Genomic DNA, 14,381 nt, shown 5'->3' on the forward strand with positions numbered 1-14,381 from the left:
GCGGATCCAACAAGGGGCTTAAGCGGCGACCGGCACCGTGCTGGTGTGCCAGATCAGCACCTTGGCCACGCGGTTGTCCTCGGTTTCGAGGATTTCCAGGCGATAGCGGCCGATTTTCAGGCACACGGCGCAATCCGGGATGGTTTCCAGCGCTTCGGTCACCAGGCCGTTGAGGGTCTTGGGCCCGTCGCTGGGCAGGTGCCAGCCGAGGGTTTTGTTCAAGTCACGGATCGAGGCGGCGCCGTCGATCACGTAGCGACCATCCAGTTGCGGCTGGATGTGGGGGTTATCGAGGTGGTGCTCGCTTTCGAACTCACCGACGATTTCTTCAAGAATGTCTTCCAGGGTCACGATGCCCAGCACTTCGCCGTATTCATCCACCACCATGCCCAGGCGGCGCTGTTGCTTGTGGAAGTTCAGCAGTTGCAACTGCAGCGGCGTGCTTTCCGGGACGAAGTAGGGCTCGTGGCAGGCCGCCAGCAGCGCTTCCTTGGTCAGGCTGGCGTCGGGCAGCAGGTGGCGAATCTGCCGCGTGTTGAGCACGGCTTCGACCTGGTTGATATCGCTGTGGAACACCGGCAACCGGGTGCGCGTGGAAACCCGCAGTTGCTCGATGATTTCCTCGACCGGATCATCCAGGTTGATGCCGTCCACTTCGCTGCGGGGCACCAGGATGTCGTTGACGGTGATGTTGTCCAGCGCATGGATGCCTGGCATGCCGGGCGCGCGGTTATTGGGGATTTCGGCTTCCGGCTCGTCGTCCTGGTCCGGCTGTGGCTCGTCGCTCTTCTTGACCACGCCGGCCTTGCGGGCGAATGGGCGCAGCAGCATCAGGCTGACGCCGTTGAGCAGCCAGGCCAGCGGGTAAAGGATTTTCAGCGGCACGCTCAGCAGGGTGTTGCCAAAGCCGAGGATGGTTTGCGGGTGGCGAGTGGCCAGGGCGCGGGGCAGATAATCGGCCAGCACCAACAGGACGGCACTGGAGATGATCCAGCCGAGCCAAGGGCCGTTTTCCGCCCAGGCGTAGATCGCCAGCAACGTGCAGAGAATCACCACCACCGCACGGCATAGGGTGTTGCACAGGATCAGGCTGTTACGCGGGAAGTTCAGGCGGGCGGCGGCTTTGTCACCCTGGCGGGTGCCGGGGCGCAGGGCCAGCAAATGTTGCTGGGCGGCTTCGATGGCGGTAAACAGCGCCGACCATAAAACCAGCAAGGCTACTACCGCAAGCATCGGCCCCAGGGGCAAGTTGTCCATGTCGGCTGCCCGTCAGATATGCAGGATGTATTCGCGAACCAGCTTGCTGCCGAAATAGGCCAGCATCAGCAGGCAGAAACCGGCCAGGGTCCAGCGGATCGCCTTGTGCCCGCGCCAGCCGAGGCGGTTGCGGCCCCACAGCAGCACGCTGAACACCACCCAGGCCAGGCACGCCAGCAGGGTTTTGTGCACCAGGTGCTGGGCGAACAGGTTTTCGACGAACAGCCAGCCGGAGATCAGTGACAGCGACAACAGCGTCCAGCCGGCCCAGAGGAAGCCGAACAACAGGCTTTCCATGGTTTGCAGCGGCGGGAAGTTCTTGATCAGCCCGGACGGGTGCTTGTGCTTGAGCTGGTGGTCTTGCAACAGCAGCAGCAAGGCCTGGAACACCGCGATGGTGAACATGCCGTAGGCGAGGATCGACAGCAGGATGTGGGCGAGGATGCCCGGCTCTTCGTCAATGACCTGCACGGTGCCGGTCGGGGTGAATTGCGCCAGCAGCACCGTCAGCATGCCGAGGGGGAACAACAGCACCAGCAGGTTCTCCACCGGGATCCGGTAGCAGGCCATCAGGGTCAGCGCGATCACGGCGGCGGCGATCAGGCTGGCGGCGCTGAAGAAATCCAGGCCCAGGCCCACCGGCGTCATCAAATGCGTGAACAGGCTGGCGGCGTGAGCCAGCAGGGCGAGAACGCCAAGGCCTACCAACAGGCGTTTGTCGGCCTTGGCGCCTTGGGCCAGACGAGTGCCCTGATAGAGGGTCGCAGCGGCATACAAGATGGCGGCGGCGAGGCTGGGTAGCAAACTGGGTGACAAAGGGAGCATAAATCCTGTTAAGCAGGCCCGAAAGGCGCTGAGTTTGGCATACACCTGCGTAACACGAAAGACTCTCAGGCCAGACAGCGGGTGTGCATGGCGGCAGTCTTCGCTATAATCCGCGACCTGCCCACGCCGCAGGCTCGCCGAGCGCTGTTTTTAATAGCGATTTACCACAGCCTGGGCCGCCATTACCTCGGTCTACCAATGCATTTCGATGAATAGGGCCTGAAAGGATCGCGCATGTTTGAAAATCTGACTGACCGTCTCTCGCAGACGCTGCGCCATGTCACCGGCAAGGCCAAGCTGACCGAGGACAATATTAAAGACACCCTGCGTGAAGTGCGCATGGCGTTGCTGGAAGCCGACGTCGCCCTGCCGGTGGTGAAGGACTTCGTCAACTCGGTCAAAGAGCGCGCGGTGGGCACCGAAGTGTCCCGCAGCCTGACCCCGGGCCAGGCGTTTGTGAAGATCGTCCAGGCCGAACTCGAAAGCCTGATGGGCGCGGCCAACGAAGACTTGAACCTCAGCGCCGTACCGCCGGCCGTGGTGCTGATGGCCGGCCTGCAAGGTGCGGGCAAGACCACCACCGCCGGCAAACTGGCGCGCTTCCTTAAAGAGCGCAAGAAGAAGTCGGTGATGGTGGTGTCTGCGGACGTTTACCGTCCGGCCGCGATTAAACAGCTGGAAATGCTGGCAGGCGAAGTGGGCGTGACCTTCTTCCCGTCCGACCTGAGCCAGAAGCCGGTCGACATTGCCCAGGCCGCTATTAAAGAAGCCAAGCTTAAATTCATCGACGTGGTCATCGTCGATACCGCCGGTCGCCTGCACATCGATGAAGAGATGATGGGCGAGATCAAGGCGCTGCATGCCGCGATCAACCCGGTAGAAACCCTGTTCGTGGTCGACGCCATGACCGGCCAGGATGCGGCCAACACCGCCAAGGCCTTTGGTGATGCGCTGCCGCTGACCGGTGTGATCCTGACCAAGGTCGACGGCGACGCCCGTGGCGGCGCCGCGTTGTCGGTCCGCGCTATCACTGGCAAGCCGATCAAGTTCATCGGTATGGGCGAGAAGAGCGAAGCGCTCGAGCCGTTCCACCCTGAGCGGATCGCCTCGCGTATCCTCGGCATGGGCGACGTACTCAGCCTGATCGAGCAAGCCGAAGCGACCCTCGACAAGGACAAGGCCGATAAACTGGCCAAGAAGCTGAAGAAGGGCAAGGGCTTCGACCTCGAAGACTTCCGCGACCAGCTGCAACAGATGAAGAACATGGGCGGCCTCGGCGGCTTGATGGACAAGCTGCCGAACATCGGTGGCGTGAACCTGGCGCAAATGGGCAATGCCCAGGGCGCGGCAGAGAAGCAATTCAAGCAGATGGAAGCCATCATCAACTCCATGACCCCGGCCGAGCGCCGCGACCCTGAGCTGATCAGCGGTTCGCGCAAGCGTCGGATCGCCATGGGTTCCGGCACTCAGGTGCAGGACATCGGTCGCTTGATCAAGCAGCACAAGCAGATGCAGAAGATGATGAAGAAATTCTCCGCAAAAGGCGGAATGGCCAAGATGATGCGCGGCATGGGCGGTATGTTGCCCGGCGGCGGCATGCCGAAGATGTAAAGAATTCGAGCAAAAGCCCGCTTTTGCTCCGACCCACACGGATGTGGGATCTCCAGCAAACCCGCCGTTGGCGGGAGCTGACTTGCCGTTTTAACCGACGGCTCTATAGCAGATCTGAATGGCACGCTGATAGGCGCCAGAAAAAGACATTTGCAAAAGTCCGGATATTCCTTAGAATATGCGGCCTTTCGGGCACCTATGCCCGCTGTGCATTTAGATTTGCAGCACCGACTACAGGAACGATGTTCACATGCTAACAATCCGTCTTGCCCTTGGCGGCTCCAAAAAGCGCCCGTTTTACCACTTGACCGTAACTGACAGCCGCAACCCACGTGACGGCTCTCACAAGGAACAAGTAGGCTTCTTCAACCCGATCGCTCGTGGTCAAGAAGTCCGTCTGTCCGTGAACCAAGAGCGCGTAGCCTACTGGCTGAGCGTTGGTGCACAACCTTCTGAGCGCGTTGCTCAGTTGTTGAAGGATGCATCTAAGGCTGCGGCCTGAGCAATATGAACGCGACGCCAGCGGTTGCTGATGATTTGATCGTTATCGGCAAGATTTATTCTGTTCATGGCGTTCGCGGCGAAGTGAAGGTGTATTCCTTTACTGATCCGACTGAAAACCTGTTGCAGTACAAGACCTGGACGCTCAAGCGCGAAGGTAGTGTGAAACAGGTAGAGCTGGTCAGTGGACGCGGGAGCGACAAGTTCCTGGTCGCAAAGCTCAAGGGTCTTGATGATCGTGAAGAAGCTCGTCTTCTGGCCGGTTATGAGATCTGCGTGCCGCGCAACCTGTTCCCTGAATTGACCGACGGCGAGTACTACTGGTACCAACTGGAAGGTCTGAAGGTTATTGATCAACTCGGGCAACTGCTCGGGAAAATCGATCATCTTCTGGAAACCGGCGCCAATGATGTAATGGTGGTCAAGCCTTGCGCTGGCAGCCTGGATGATCGCGAACGCCTGTTGCCCTATACCGAGCAATGCGTGTTGGCCGTCGACCTGGCCGCGGGCGAGATGAAGGTGGAATGGGACGCGGACTTCTAACGTGGCTAACCTGCGCGTTGAAGTGATCAGTTTGTTTCCCGAGATGTTTTCCGCCATCAGCGAGTACGGCATCACCAGTCGGGCGGTGAAACAGGGGCTCTTGCAGCTCACCTGTTGGAACCCGCGAGACTACACGACGGATCGACATCACACTGTGGACGATCGCCCATTTGGCGGTGGCCCGGGCATGGTGATGAAGATCAAGCCCCTGGAAGATGCGTTGGTTCAGGCCAAGGCAGCCGCCGGGGAGAAGGCGAAGGTAATTTACCTGTCCCCTCAAGGCCGTCAGCTGAATCAGTCGGCGGTACGCGAGTTGGCGAATCTGGAAGCATTAATCCTGATTGCCGGTCGCTATGAAGGCATTGACGAGCGTTTTATTGATGCTCATGTCGATGAAGAGTGGTCGATTGGGGACTATGTCCTGTCTGGCGGCGAGCTGCCGGCGATGGTCCTGATAGATGCGGTTACACGACTGCTGCCTGGAGCTTTAGGGCATGCGGACTCCGCGGAGGAAGATTCCTTCACGGATGGTTTGCTGGATTGCCCGCACTACACCCGACCGGAGGTGTATGCGGATCAGCGTGTTCCCGACGTATTGCTAAGTGGCAATCACGCACACATCCGGCGTTGGCGTTTACAGCAGTCCCTCGGGCGGACCTATGAACGACGCGCCGATCTTCTGGAAAGCCGCTCGCTTTCTGGAGAAGAGAAGAAGCTGCTCGAGGAATACATCCTCGCGCGGGACGATAGTTAACAACGTATCGATGGTAGGTCCGACGACTTACCTTAGGAGCACAGCATGACTAACAAAATCATCCTTGCACTCGAAGCAGAGCAGATGACCAAAGAGATCCCTACCTTTGCCCCGGGCGACACCATTGTCGTTCAGGTGAAAGTGAAGGAAGGCGACCGTTCGCGTCTGCAAGCGTTCGAAGGCGTGGTAATTGCCAAGCGTAACCGTGGTGTGAACAGTGCTTTCACTGTTCGTAAAATCTCCAACGGTGTTGGCGTAGAGCGTACTTTCCAGACCTACAGCCCGCAAATCGACAGCATGGCCGTTAAACGTCGCGGTGACGTACGTAAAGCCAAGCTGTACTACCTGCGTGACCTGTCCGGTAAAGCAGCTCGCATCAAGGAAAAACTGGCTTAAGTCCAGCTTCCCGATGCAGAAAAAAGCAGCCTACGGGCTGCTTTTTTGTGCCCGCGATTTGAGTGGTCGCGATAGGATCTATCGACACCACCGTTTTCAGCCTGAGTTCTCATGCCTGCCATTGATCACCCCCAGATAGACCGCTTCCTCGACGCCCTCTGGCTGGAAAAAGGCCTGTCGGACAACACCCGTCAGGCGTACCGCAGCGACCTGGCGTTGTTCAATGGCTGGCTGCAGGAGAAAAACCTGGAGCTGCTCAACGCCGGTCGCGAGTTGATCCTCGACCACCTGTCCTGGCGCCTGGAGCAAAACTACAAACCCCGCTCCACTGCGCGGTTTCTTTCCGGCGTACGTGGCTTTTATCGCTATCTGCTGCGGGAGAAGCTGATTGCTATCGACCCAACCCTGCAAATCGATATGCCGCAACTGGGCCGGCCATTGCCCAAATCCCTGTCGGAAGCCGACGTGGAGGCTCTACTCGCTGCCCCAGACCTGAGCGAAGCCATCGGCCAGCGCGACCGCGCCATGCTGGAAGTGCTGTATGCCTGCGGCCTGCGTGTCACCGAGCTGATCAGCCTGACCCTCGAACAGGTCAACCTGCGCCAGGGCGTGTTGCGGGTGATGGGCAAGGGCAGCAAGGAGCGCCTGGTACCCATGGGCGAAGAGGCAATCGTGTGGATAGAGCGCTACATGCGCGACGCCCGCAGCGAGCTGCTCAACGGCCGCCCCAGCGATGTGTTGTTCCCCAGCCAGCGCGGCGAGCAAATGACCCGCCAGACCTTCTGGCATCGCATCAAGCACCAGGCCAAGGTCGCGGGCATCGGCAAGTCGCTGTCGCCCCACACGCTGCGCCATGCCTTCGCTACGCATTTGCTCAACCACGGCGCGGATTTGCGCGTGGTCCAAATGCTCCTGGGGCACAGCGACTTATCCACCACCCAGATCTACACCCATGTCGCGCGGGCACGTTTGCAGGACATGCACGCCAAGCATCATCCCCGCGGATGAAAATCACGCCGGAAAAAGCCCAATTTCCCCGCGACTGGCTGCCCTGCGGCCCAACTGTGGTAGGCTTTGCCGGTTCGCAAAGGGGACGGCCCAAACCCGTGTTTGAAGATCGGTGTTCCTGCTCCCGTCCCTGCATCTGCCTTCAGGAGTTCCCATGCGCTTGACCCAGATTTTTGCCATCGCAGCCATTGCGTTGGTCTCAACCTTTGCCGTCGCCGACGACGCCGCCGAGAAGACTATCCGCAAGAGCCTGGAAGCCCTCCAGCTCGACACTCCGATTGAAAGCATCAACGCCAGCCCGATGGCCGGCCTGTATGAAGTCAAGCTCAAGGGCAGCCGCGTCCTGTACGCCAGCGCCGATGGCCAGTACATCGTCCAGGGCTACCTGTTCCAGCTGAAGGACGGCAAGCCGGTGAACCTCACCGAAAAAGCCGAACGGTTGGGCGTGTCCAAGCTGATCAACGGCATTCCAGTGGCTGAAACCGTGGTGTACCCAGCCATTGGCGAGACCAAGACCCACATCACTGTGTTCACCGACACCACTTGCCCGTACTGCCACAAGCTGCACGCCGAAGTGCCTGAGCTGAACAAGCTCGGCGTTGAAGTGCGCTACGTGGCGTTCCCGCGCCAGGGCCTGGGTTCGCCGGGTGACGAGCAGTTGCAAGCCGTCTGGTGCTCGGCCGACAAGAAAGCCGCCATGGACAAGATGGTCGATGGCAAGGAAATCAAGGCCGCCAAGTGCGCCAACCCGGTTTCCAAGCAGTTCGCCCTCGGCCAGTCGATTGGTGTGAACGGCACGCCGGCCATCGTTTTGGCTGACGGTCAGGTGATTCCGGGCTACCAGCCTGCGCCGCAAGTTGCCAAACTGGCACTGAACGCAAAGTAAGCATTATCGTCGAGCCTTTGACGATCATGACTGGCCGACCATTCGGCGGGTCATTAATAGAGAGCCGCAGTTGTGCGGCTGTTTTCACGGCCGACCTAGAGTCGGCCGTTTCATGGGGAGTTCTTCAGTGAAACCGGTCAAAGTAGGCATCTGTGGGTTAGGGACCGTCGGTGGCGGCACCTTCAACGTACTTCAGCGTAACGCTGAAGAAATTTCCCGCCGTGCAGGGCGTGGGATTGAAGTGGCACAAATTGCCACGCGTACGCCAAAGCCTCAGTTCCAGACGACCGGTATTGCGATTACCAACGATGTCTTCGAAGTTGCCACCAACCCTGAAATCGATATCGTCATCGAGCTGGTGGGCGGCTACACCGTGGCCCGCGAACTGGTGCTCAAGGCCATCGAAAACGGCAAGCACGTGGTCACCGCCAACAAGGCGCTGATCGCCGTGCACGGTAACGAAATCTTCGCCAAGGCCCGCGAGAAGGGCGTGATCGTGGCGTTCGAAGCGGCCGTGGCCGGTGGCATCCCGGTGATCAAGGCGATCCGTGAAGGCCTGTCCGCCAACCGTATCAACTGGGTCGCCGGCATCATCAACGGCACCGGTAACTTCATCCTCACCGAAATGCGCGAGAAGGGCCGTACCTTCGAAGACGTGCTGGCTGAAGCCCAGGCGCTGGGTTACGCCGAAGCCGATCCGACCTTCGACGTGGAAGGCATCGACGCGGCCCACAAGCTGACCATCCTGGCGTCCATCGCCTTTGGTATCCCGCTGCAGTTCGACAAGGCCTACACCGAAGGCATCACCCAGCTGACCACCGCCGACGTGAACTACGCCGAAGCCCTGGGCTACCGCATCAAGCACCTCGGTGTGGCGCGCAGCACCCCGGCCGGCATCGAGCTGCGTGTGCACCCGACGCTGATCCCGGCCGACCGTCTGATCGCCAACGTCAATGGCGTGATGAACGCCGTGATGGTCAACGGTGACGCTGCCGGTTCCACCCTGTTCTACGGCGCCGGTGCCGGCATGGAGCCTACAGCCTCCTCGGTGATCGCCGACCTGGTGGACGTGGTTCGCGCCATGACCAGCGACCCGGAAAACCGCGTACCGCACCTGGCCTTCCAGCCGGATTCGCTGTCGGCCCACCCGATCCTGCCGATCGAAGCCTGCGAAAGTGCCTACTACCTGCGCATCCAGGCCAAGGATCACCCGGGCGTATTGGCCCAGGTGGCCAGCATCCTGTCGGAGCGCGGCATCAACATTGAATCGATCATGCAGAAGGAAGTCGAAGAACAAGACGGCCTGGTGCCCATGATCCTGCTGACCCACCGCGTGCTGGAACAGCACATCAACGATGCCATCGCCGCGCTTGAAGCGTTGCAGGGTGTGGTTGGCCCGGTGGTGCGGATTCGCGTCGAACACCTGAACTAATCGTTTTGCGCCAAGGGCCCCACGCGTTCGGCGGCCCTTGTTCAAGCATGCTCTAGAGGAGCCAGTCATGCGTTACATCAGCACCCGCGGCCAGGCACCGGCCCTGAATTTCGAAGACGTTTTGCTGGCCGGTCTGGCCACTGACGGCGGCCTGTATGTGCCGGAAAACCTGCCACGCTTCACCCAGGAAGAAATCGCTTCGTGGGCCGGCCTGCCGTACCACGAGCTGGCGTTCCGGGTCATGCGCCCGTTCGTCACCGGCAGCATCCCGGATGCGGATTTCAAGAAGATCCTGGAAGAAACCTACGGCGTGTTTTCCCACAGCGCCATCGCCCCGTTGCGCCAACTGAACGGCAACGAATGGGTCCTGGAGCTGTTCCACGGCCCGACCCTGGCGTTCAAGGATTTCGCCCTGCAACTGCTGGGTCGCCTGCTCGATTACGTGCTGGAAAAACGCGGCGAGCGCGTGGTGATCATCGGCGCCACCTCCGGTGATACCGGCTCGGCGGCGATCGAAGGTTGCAAGCATTGCGAAAACGTCGACATCTTCATCCTGCACCCGCACAACCGCGTGTCGGAAGTGCAGCGTCGCCAGATGACCACCATCTTCGGCGAGAACATCCACAACATCGCCATCGAAGGCAACTTCGATGACTGCCAGGAAATGGTCAAGGCGAGCTTCGCCGACCAGAGCTTCCTCAAGGGCACGCGCCTGGTGGCGGTGAACTCGATCAACTGGGCGCGGATCATGGCCCAGATCGTCTACTACTTCCATGCATCCCTGCAGTTGGGCGGCCCGGCGCGTTCGGTGTCGTTCTCGGTGCCAACCGGCAACTTCGGTGACATCTTCGCCGGTTACCTGGCGCGCAACATGGGCCTGCCGATCAACCAGTTGATCGTCGCCACCAACCGCAACGACATCCTGCACCGCTTCATGAGCGGCAACCAGTACGTCAAGGAAACCCTGCACGCCACGCTGTCGCCGTCGATGGACATCATGGTCTCGTCGAACTTCGAACGCCTGCTGTTCGACATGCACGGTCGCAACGGCGCGGCCCTGGCCGGCCTGATGGACAGCTTCAAGCAAGGTGGCGGCTTCAGCGTCGAGCAAGAGCGCTGGACCGAGACCCGCAAGCTGTTCGACTCCCTGGCCGTGGACGACGCCGAAACCTGCGAGACCATCGCCGAAGTCTACGCCCAGACCGGCGAGCTGCTGGACCCGCACACCGCCATTGGCGTCAAGGCCGCGCGCGAATGCCGCCGCAGCCTGGACATCCCGATGGTGATCCTCGGCACCGCGCACCCGGTCAAATTCCCGGAAGCGGTGGAGAAGGCGGGTGTTGGCAAGGCGCTGGAATTGCCACCGCACCTGGCTGACCTGTTTGAACGTGAAGAGCGTTGCACCGTATTGGCCAATGACCTGAAAGCTGTGCAGGCGTTTGTCAGCCAGCATGGCAATCGCGGCAAGCCACTCTGACCCAACGGCTTTACGTGGTAGCTCAAGCCCGTCCTCGTGACGGGCTTTTTCATTCTGGCGAGCCATACTTGCGCGGCGACCAACAAGAATAATCAAGGAAACCAACACGGTGTGTTTATCGACCCGAGGACGTGTGTGGCTGATGTGCGTGCTGTTGCTTGGCCATGGTTCGGCAAGCCTGGCTGCCGTCAGCCTGCCGTTCAAGCTGGTGCCGGCGTTCATTGCCCTGGAACCCATGCCCCTGACGTCCAGCGAGCAGCAATGGCTGGCGGCGCATCGGCCATTGAAGGTGGGCATCTCGATTGATGACTATCAGCCGATTGATATCACTCGCGACCGCAATCGCTACCAGGGCATCAGCGCCGATTACCTGAGCCTGATCGGCGCGCGCCTGAATGCGCCGATGCAGGTATTGGGTTTCGCCGAGCGGGCGCAGGCAGTGGAAGCCTTGCGTACCGGTGCCATTGATATTCTCACCAGCGCCAATGGTTATGAACGTGACGTGCCGGGCCTGCGTTTTACCGCAGACTACATGCCGGATCGTTCGGTGGTGGTTGTTCGCCGGGATGACACCACCCAGAACGAAGACCTCAAGGACAAGAAGGTGGTGCTGCTGGAGGGCTACGCCAACGTCAAGAATGTGCACCATGCCTATCCCGGCAGCCACATCATGCTGGCACCGAATCTCTACAGCGGCCTGGAAGCGCTGAAGCAAGGCGATGCCGATGCGTTTATCGGCAACGAAGTGATTGTGCGGGCCTACAAATCGCTGCGGCCCTACCTCGGCTTGCAGATCAAGGTGGAAAGCCGCCTGGCTCCCATCGGCTTTGCTTTCGCCACTCGCGAGGCCGACCCGCAGCTGGGCGCGATGATGGATCAGGCGCTGTCGAGTATCGATGACTCCGTGCGCCGGGAAATCCTCGCGCGCTGGACCACCGGACTCGGGGTGGGTATCGCCGCCGAGCGCATCGCCTTGTCGGCCCCGGAGCGGGCCTGGGTGCTCCAGCATCCCCACGTGGTAGTGGCGTCCCAGCAACTGTCGCCTTACGTATTCAAGGACAAGGACGGTCAGTGGGTGGGGCTGAATGTGGACCTGCTCAACCGCATTTCACGCATGACCGGCTTGCAGTTCGTCATGGAGGAAGTGTCTTCCACGGCACACACCCTGGCGCTGCTGGAAACCGGCAGGGCAGATATGAATACCACCCTGGCCGAGAATCAGGAGCGCCGGGCCTTTCTCAATTTCAGCCATGGTTTCGGGGGTTCCGCCTGGGTGTTCATCCAACGCGCCGACGCGCCGCCAGTGGCCAGCCTCAGTGACCTGTCAGGCGAGGTGCTGGCGTTGCCGGCGCGCCATGTCCTGGAAGGGTATATCCGTCGCGAGCACCCCGGGATCACGCTGCAATCGGTGGAGAGTTACGCCCAGGCCCGTGAACTGGTCACGCGAGGTGTGGCGGCGGCGACCATCCAGAGTGAAGTGGAAGTGCAGAGTTACCCGGCCGACGAGTTGCGCATCGGTCGCAGCGTCGAGGGCAAGTGGTCGGCCAACAGCCTCTCGGTGCGCAAGGACCAACCCGAACTGCTGAGCATCTTGAACAAGGCGTTGGAGGCGCTTCCGGTGGCGGAGCTGAGCGCCTTGCGCCTGCGTTGGCTGGGCGCCGTGCCGATCCCGGTGCCCGCCTGGCAGCGTGTGCCGCCATGGGCTTATTGGACGGTCGCCATGGCGCTGCTGTTTGTGCTGGTGTCCCTGGCCTGGAACAGCCGGCTCAAGCGCCAGATTCGCCAGCGACTGCAGGCCGAGCAGCGGCTCAACGACCAGTTGGCGTTCAAGCGCGCGCTGCTGGATGGCATGCCCAACCCGGTGTTCGTGCGCGATCTGGACGGCCGCCTGGTGACCTGCAACACCAGTTATGAACAACAGCTGAATACCCGGCGCGAGCAGATTCAGGGCCTGACGCTGATGGAAAGCCGGCTGATGCCCGACGCAACGGCCGCGCGCCTGCACGCCGGCCATATGGAACAGTTGGCGACGCAGCGGTCGTTGTTCGTCGACCGGCAGTTGGAGTTCAACGGCGGGTCTTTTCATGTCTATCAGTGGACGGTGCCGTTCTTTGATGCGAAGGGCCAACTGCAGGGTTTGCTCGGTGGCTGGATCGACATCCATGAGCGCAAGGTCCTGGAGAATCAGTTGATGGACGCCCGTCAGGCGGCTGACGAAGCGAACTACGCAAAAAGCGCATTTCTCTCGACCCTGAGCCACGAGATTCGCACACCGATGACCGCCATCATCGGTCTGCTTGAGCTTGAACAGGAGCGTGCCCTGGCTGAAGGCAACCCCGTGTCCGAAGCATTGCGGGTGGCCCATCGCTCGGCACGGGAGCTGATTGAGTTGATGGGCGACAGCCTTGATCTGGCCAAGATCGAAGCCGGTCATCTGCAACTGGCACCGCAGCCCACTGAGTTGAAAGGTTTCTTCGAGGGCATACAGCGCCTGTTTGAAACCATGGCGCAGAAAAAGGGCCTTCACTTGACCCTGGCATTCGACCCGGCCGCCCAGGGGTATTACTGGTTCGACCCGCTGCGTTTGCGTCAGGTCATCCATAACCTGTTGGGCAACGCGCTCAAATTCACCCCGCACGGTGAGGTTCGGGTCAGTGTCGCCCGCAAGCTTGACCGCGCGGGCGTCGAGTACTTGCACCTGTGCGTGGAAGACAGCGGCCCCGGCATCGGTATCGAACAACAGGCGCGGGTGTTCAAGCCGTTTATCCAGGTCAGCGCGCTGACCGCTGCCGAGCATGGCGGGACCGGTCTGGGCTTGAGCATCTGCCAGCAACTGGTGGAGTTGATGGGCGGCAGCATCAGCCTGAGCAGTGTTGTGGGGGAGGGCACGGTGGTGTGCATCGACCTGTACCTGGACCGGGTCGGCAGTGACGACGTGCCGGCGCAACCGGGTACGGCGCCGCTGGCCGCCAGCCGCAGCCTGTCGGTGTTGGTGGTGGATGACCTGCCGGCGAACCGGATGGTGCTGGTGCAACAGTTACAATTCCTCGGCCATCAGGTCGTGGCCGTCGACTCGGCGGAGGCGGCCCTGCAGCGTTGGCGCAACGAGGTGTTTGACGTGCTGGTCACCGATTGCAACATGCCGGGCATGTCCGGCTATGCCTTGAGCGAGGCCATACGCCGGATCGAAGCCCAGGAGCAAAGACCGCGCAGTGCGCTGGTGGGGTGCACGGCCAATGCCTTTGAGGATGAACAGCAGCGCTGCCGGGAGGCTGGAATGGATGAGCTGCTGGTCAAGCCCGTGACCCTGGAGCACTGGACGCGGGTGCTCACCCGCGTGGCGCCTTCGCGCTCGTTCAGTATCCAGACGCTGCGCACCATGACCCAGGCCGACGGGCCGGTTTTGCAGCGGATGTTGGAGGAACTGGCGAGGAGCCTTGAGCAGGAGCAACAGCTGCTGGCCGCTGCCAAGGCAGATCACGACCAGGCCCGGCTGGGGGCCTCGCTGCATCGCCTGAAGGGCATTTGCTGCCTGGTGGATGCGTTGCCGTTGGCCAAGGCTTGCGTGGCGCTTGAAGGCTGTATTCGCGAGCAGCGCAACGCTGAGATTGACGTGCACTGGTTGGCGCTGTGCGATGCATTGATCGAGTTCCGGTGCGAGCTTGAGGGCCATCTGAATCAGCACAAATAG

The 14,381-nt window shown here is 60.9% G+C and carries 12 protein-coding genes; 10 read left to right on the forward strand and 2 right to left on the reverse strand.

Going from position 1 to position 14,381, the window contains the following annotated elements; genetic code table 11:
• Positions 1 to 18: 18 nt before the first annotated feature.
• The gene (locus HKK54_RS15830) at positions 19 to 1,257 is read right to left on the reverse strand and encodes a transporter associated domain-containing protein (protein WP_169387191.1); all 1,239 of its coding nucleotides are present in this window, start codon (positions 1,255 to 1,257) and stop codon (positions 19 to 21) included.
• A 12-nt stretch (positions 1,258 to 1,269) separates the two neighbouring features.
• Positions 1,270 to 2,082, reverse strand: a complete 813-nt coding sequence (locus tag HKK54_RS15835; protein WP_010176828.1) for a cytochrome C assembly family protein — start codon at positions 2,080 to 2,082, stop codon at positions 1,270 to 1,272.
• A 234-nt stretch (positions 2,083 to 2,316) separates the two neighbouring features.
• On the opposite strand from HKK54_RS15835, the gene ffh reads away from it, so the two are divergent.
• The 10 genes from ffh to HKK54_RS15885 all read left to right on the forward strand — a co-directional run bounded on the left by ffh (position 2,317) and on the right by HKK54_RS15885 (position 14,381).
• The gene (gene ffh / locus HKK54_RS15840; RefSeq protein ID WP_003209589.1) at positions 2,317 to 3,693 is read left to right on the forward strand and encodes a signal recognition particle protein; all 1,377 of its coding nucleotides are present in this window, start codon (positions 2,317 to 2,319) and stop codon (positions 3,691 to 3,693) included.
• 250 nt (positions 3,694 to 3,943) lie between these two features.
• Positions 3,944 to 4,195, forward strand: a complete 252-nt coding sequence (gene rpsP / locus HKK54_RS15845; protein WP_003209587.1) for a 30S ribosomal protein S16 — start codon at positions 3,944 to 3,946, stop codon at positions 4,193 to 4,195.
• A gap of 5 nt (positions 4,196 to 4,200) precedes the next feature.
• Positions 4,201 to 4,737, forward strand: coding sequence for a ribosome maturation factor RimM (gene rimM / locus HKK54_RS15850; RefSeq protein ID WP_003175898.1), 537 nt, complete (start codon positions 4,201 to 4,203; stop codon positions 4,735 to 4,737).
• 43 nt (positions 4,738 to 4,780) lie between these two features.
• Complete coding sequence (trmD, locus tag HKK54_RS15855; protein WP_237151084.1) at positions 4,781 to 5,491, forward strand: tRNA (guanosine(37)-N1)-methyltransferase TrmD; 711 nt, start codon at positions 4,781 to 4,783, stop codon at positions 5,489 to 5,491.
• Positions 5,492 to 5,536: 45 nt separating this feature from the next.
• On the forward strand, positions 5,537 to 5,887 hold the full coding sequence (gene rplS, locus HKK54_RS15860) for a 50S ribosomal protein L19 (protein WP_003175895.1): 351 nt from the start codon (positions 5,537 to 5,539) through the stop codon (positions 5,885 to 5,887).
• 111 nt (positions 5,888 to 5,998) lie between these two features.
• Positions 5,999 to 6,895: a site-specific tyrosine recombinase XerD gene (gene xerD, locus HKK54_RS15865; RefSeq protein WP_010176826.1), complete on the forward strand. Its 897-nt coding sequence runs from the start codon at positions 5,999 to 6,001 to the stop codon at positions 6,893 to 6,895.
• A 154-nt stretch (positions 6,896 to 7,049) separates the two neighbouring features.
• On the forward strand, positions 7,050 to 7,781 hold the full coding sequence (dsbC, locus tag HKK54_RS15870) for a bifunctional protein-disulfide isomerase/oxidoreductase DsbC (RefSeq protein WP_003209582.1): 732 nt from the start codon (positions 7,050 to 7,052) through the stop codon (positions 7,779 to 7,781).
• Positions 7,782 to 7,908: 127 nt separating this feature from the next.
• Complete coding sequence (locus HKK54_RS15875; RefSeq protein WP_010176825.1) at positions 7,909 to 9,213, forward strand: homoserine dehydrogenase; 1,305 nt, start codon at positions 7,909 to 7,911, stop codon at positions 9,211 to 9,213.
• 67 nt (positions 9,214 to 9,280) lie between these two features.
• Positions 9,281 to 10,690, forward strand: coding sequence for a threonine synthase (gene thrC / locus HKK54_RS15880; RefSeq protein WP_169387192.1), 1,410 nt, complete (start codon positions 9,281 to 9,283; stop codon positions 10,688 to 10,690).
• A 142-nt stretch (positions 10,691 to 10,832) separates the two neighbouring features.
• A complete protein-coding gene (locus HKK54_RS15885) occupies positions 10,833 to 14,381 on the forward strand; it encodes a transporter substrate-binding domain-containing protein (protein ID WP_237151070.1) in 3,549 nt (1,182 codons plus the stop codon).

The sequence above is a fragment of the Pseudomonas sp. ADAK13 genome, assembly GCF_012935715.1.
In the GTDB taxonomy this organism is placed as follows: domain Bacteria; phylum Pseudomonadota; class Gammaproteobacteria; order Pseudomonadales; family Pseudomonadaceae; genus Aquipseudomonas.

Excerpts from the sequence above, each read along its gene's own strand:
- HKK54_RS15830 (WP_169387191.1), bottom strand. The coding sequence starts at position 1,257 with ATGGACAACTTGCCCCTGGGGCCGATGCTTGCGGTAGTAGCCTTGCTG.
- HKK54_RS15835 (WP_010176828.1), bottom strand. The coding sequence starts at position 2,082 with ATGCTCCCTTTGTCACCCAGTTTGCTACCCAGCCTCGCCGCCGCCATC.
- ffh (WP_003209589.1), top strand. The coding sequence starts at position 2,317 with ATGTTTGAAAATCTGACTGACCGTCTCTCGCAGACGCTGCGCCATGTC.
- rpsP (WP_003209587.1), top strand. The coding sequence starts at position 3,944 with ATGCTAACAATCCGTCTTGCCCTTGGCGGCTCCAAAAAGCGCCCGTTT.
- rimM (WP_003175898.1), top strand. The coding sequence starts at position 4,201 with ATGAACGCGACGCCAGCGGTTGCTGATGATTTGATCGTTATCGGCAAG.
- trmD (WP_237151084.1), top strand. The coding sequence starts at position 4,781 with ATGTTTTCCGCCATCAGCGAGTACGGCATCACCAGTCGGGCGGTGAAA.
- rplS (WP_003175895.1), top strand. The coding sequence starts at position 5,537 with ATGACTAACAAAATCATCCTTGCACTCGAAGCAGAGCAGATGACCAAA.
- xerD (WP_010176826.1), top strand. The coding sequence starts at position 5,999 with ATGCCTGCCATTGATCACCCCCAGATAGACCGCTTCCTCGACGCCCTC.
- dsbC (WP_003209582.1), top strand. The coding sequence starts at position 7,050 with ATGCGCTTGACCCAGATTTTTGCCATCGCAGCCATTGCGTTGGTCTCA.
- thrC (WP_169387192.1), top strand. The coding sequence starts at position 9,281 with ATGCGTTACATCAGCACCCGCGGCCAGGCACCGGCCCTGAATTTCGAA.
- HKK54_RS15885 (WP_237151070.1), top strand. The coding sequence starts at position 10,833 with ATGTGCGTGCTGTTGCTTGGCCATGGTTCGGCAAGCCTGGCTGCCGTC.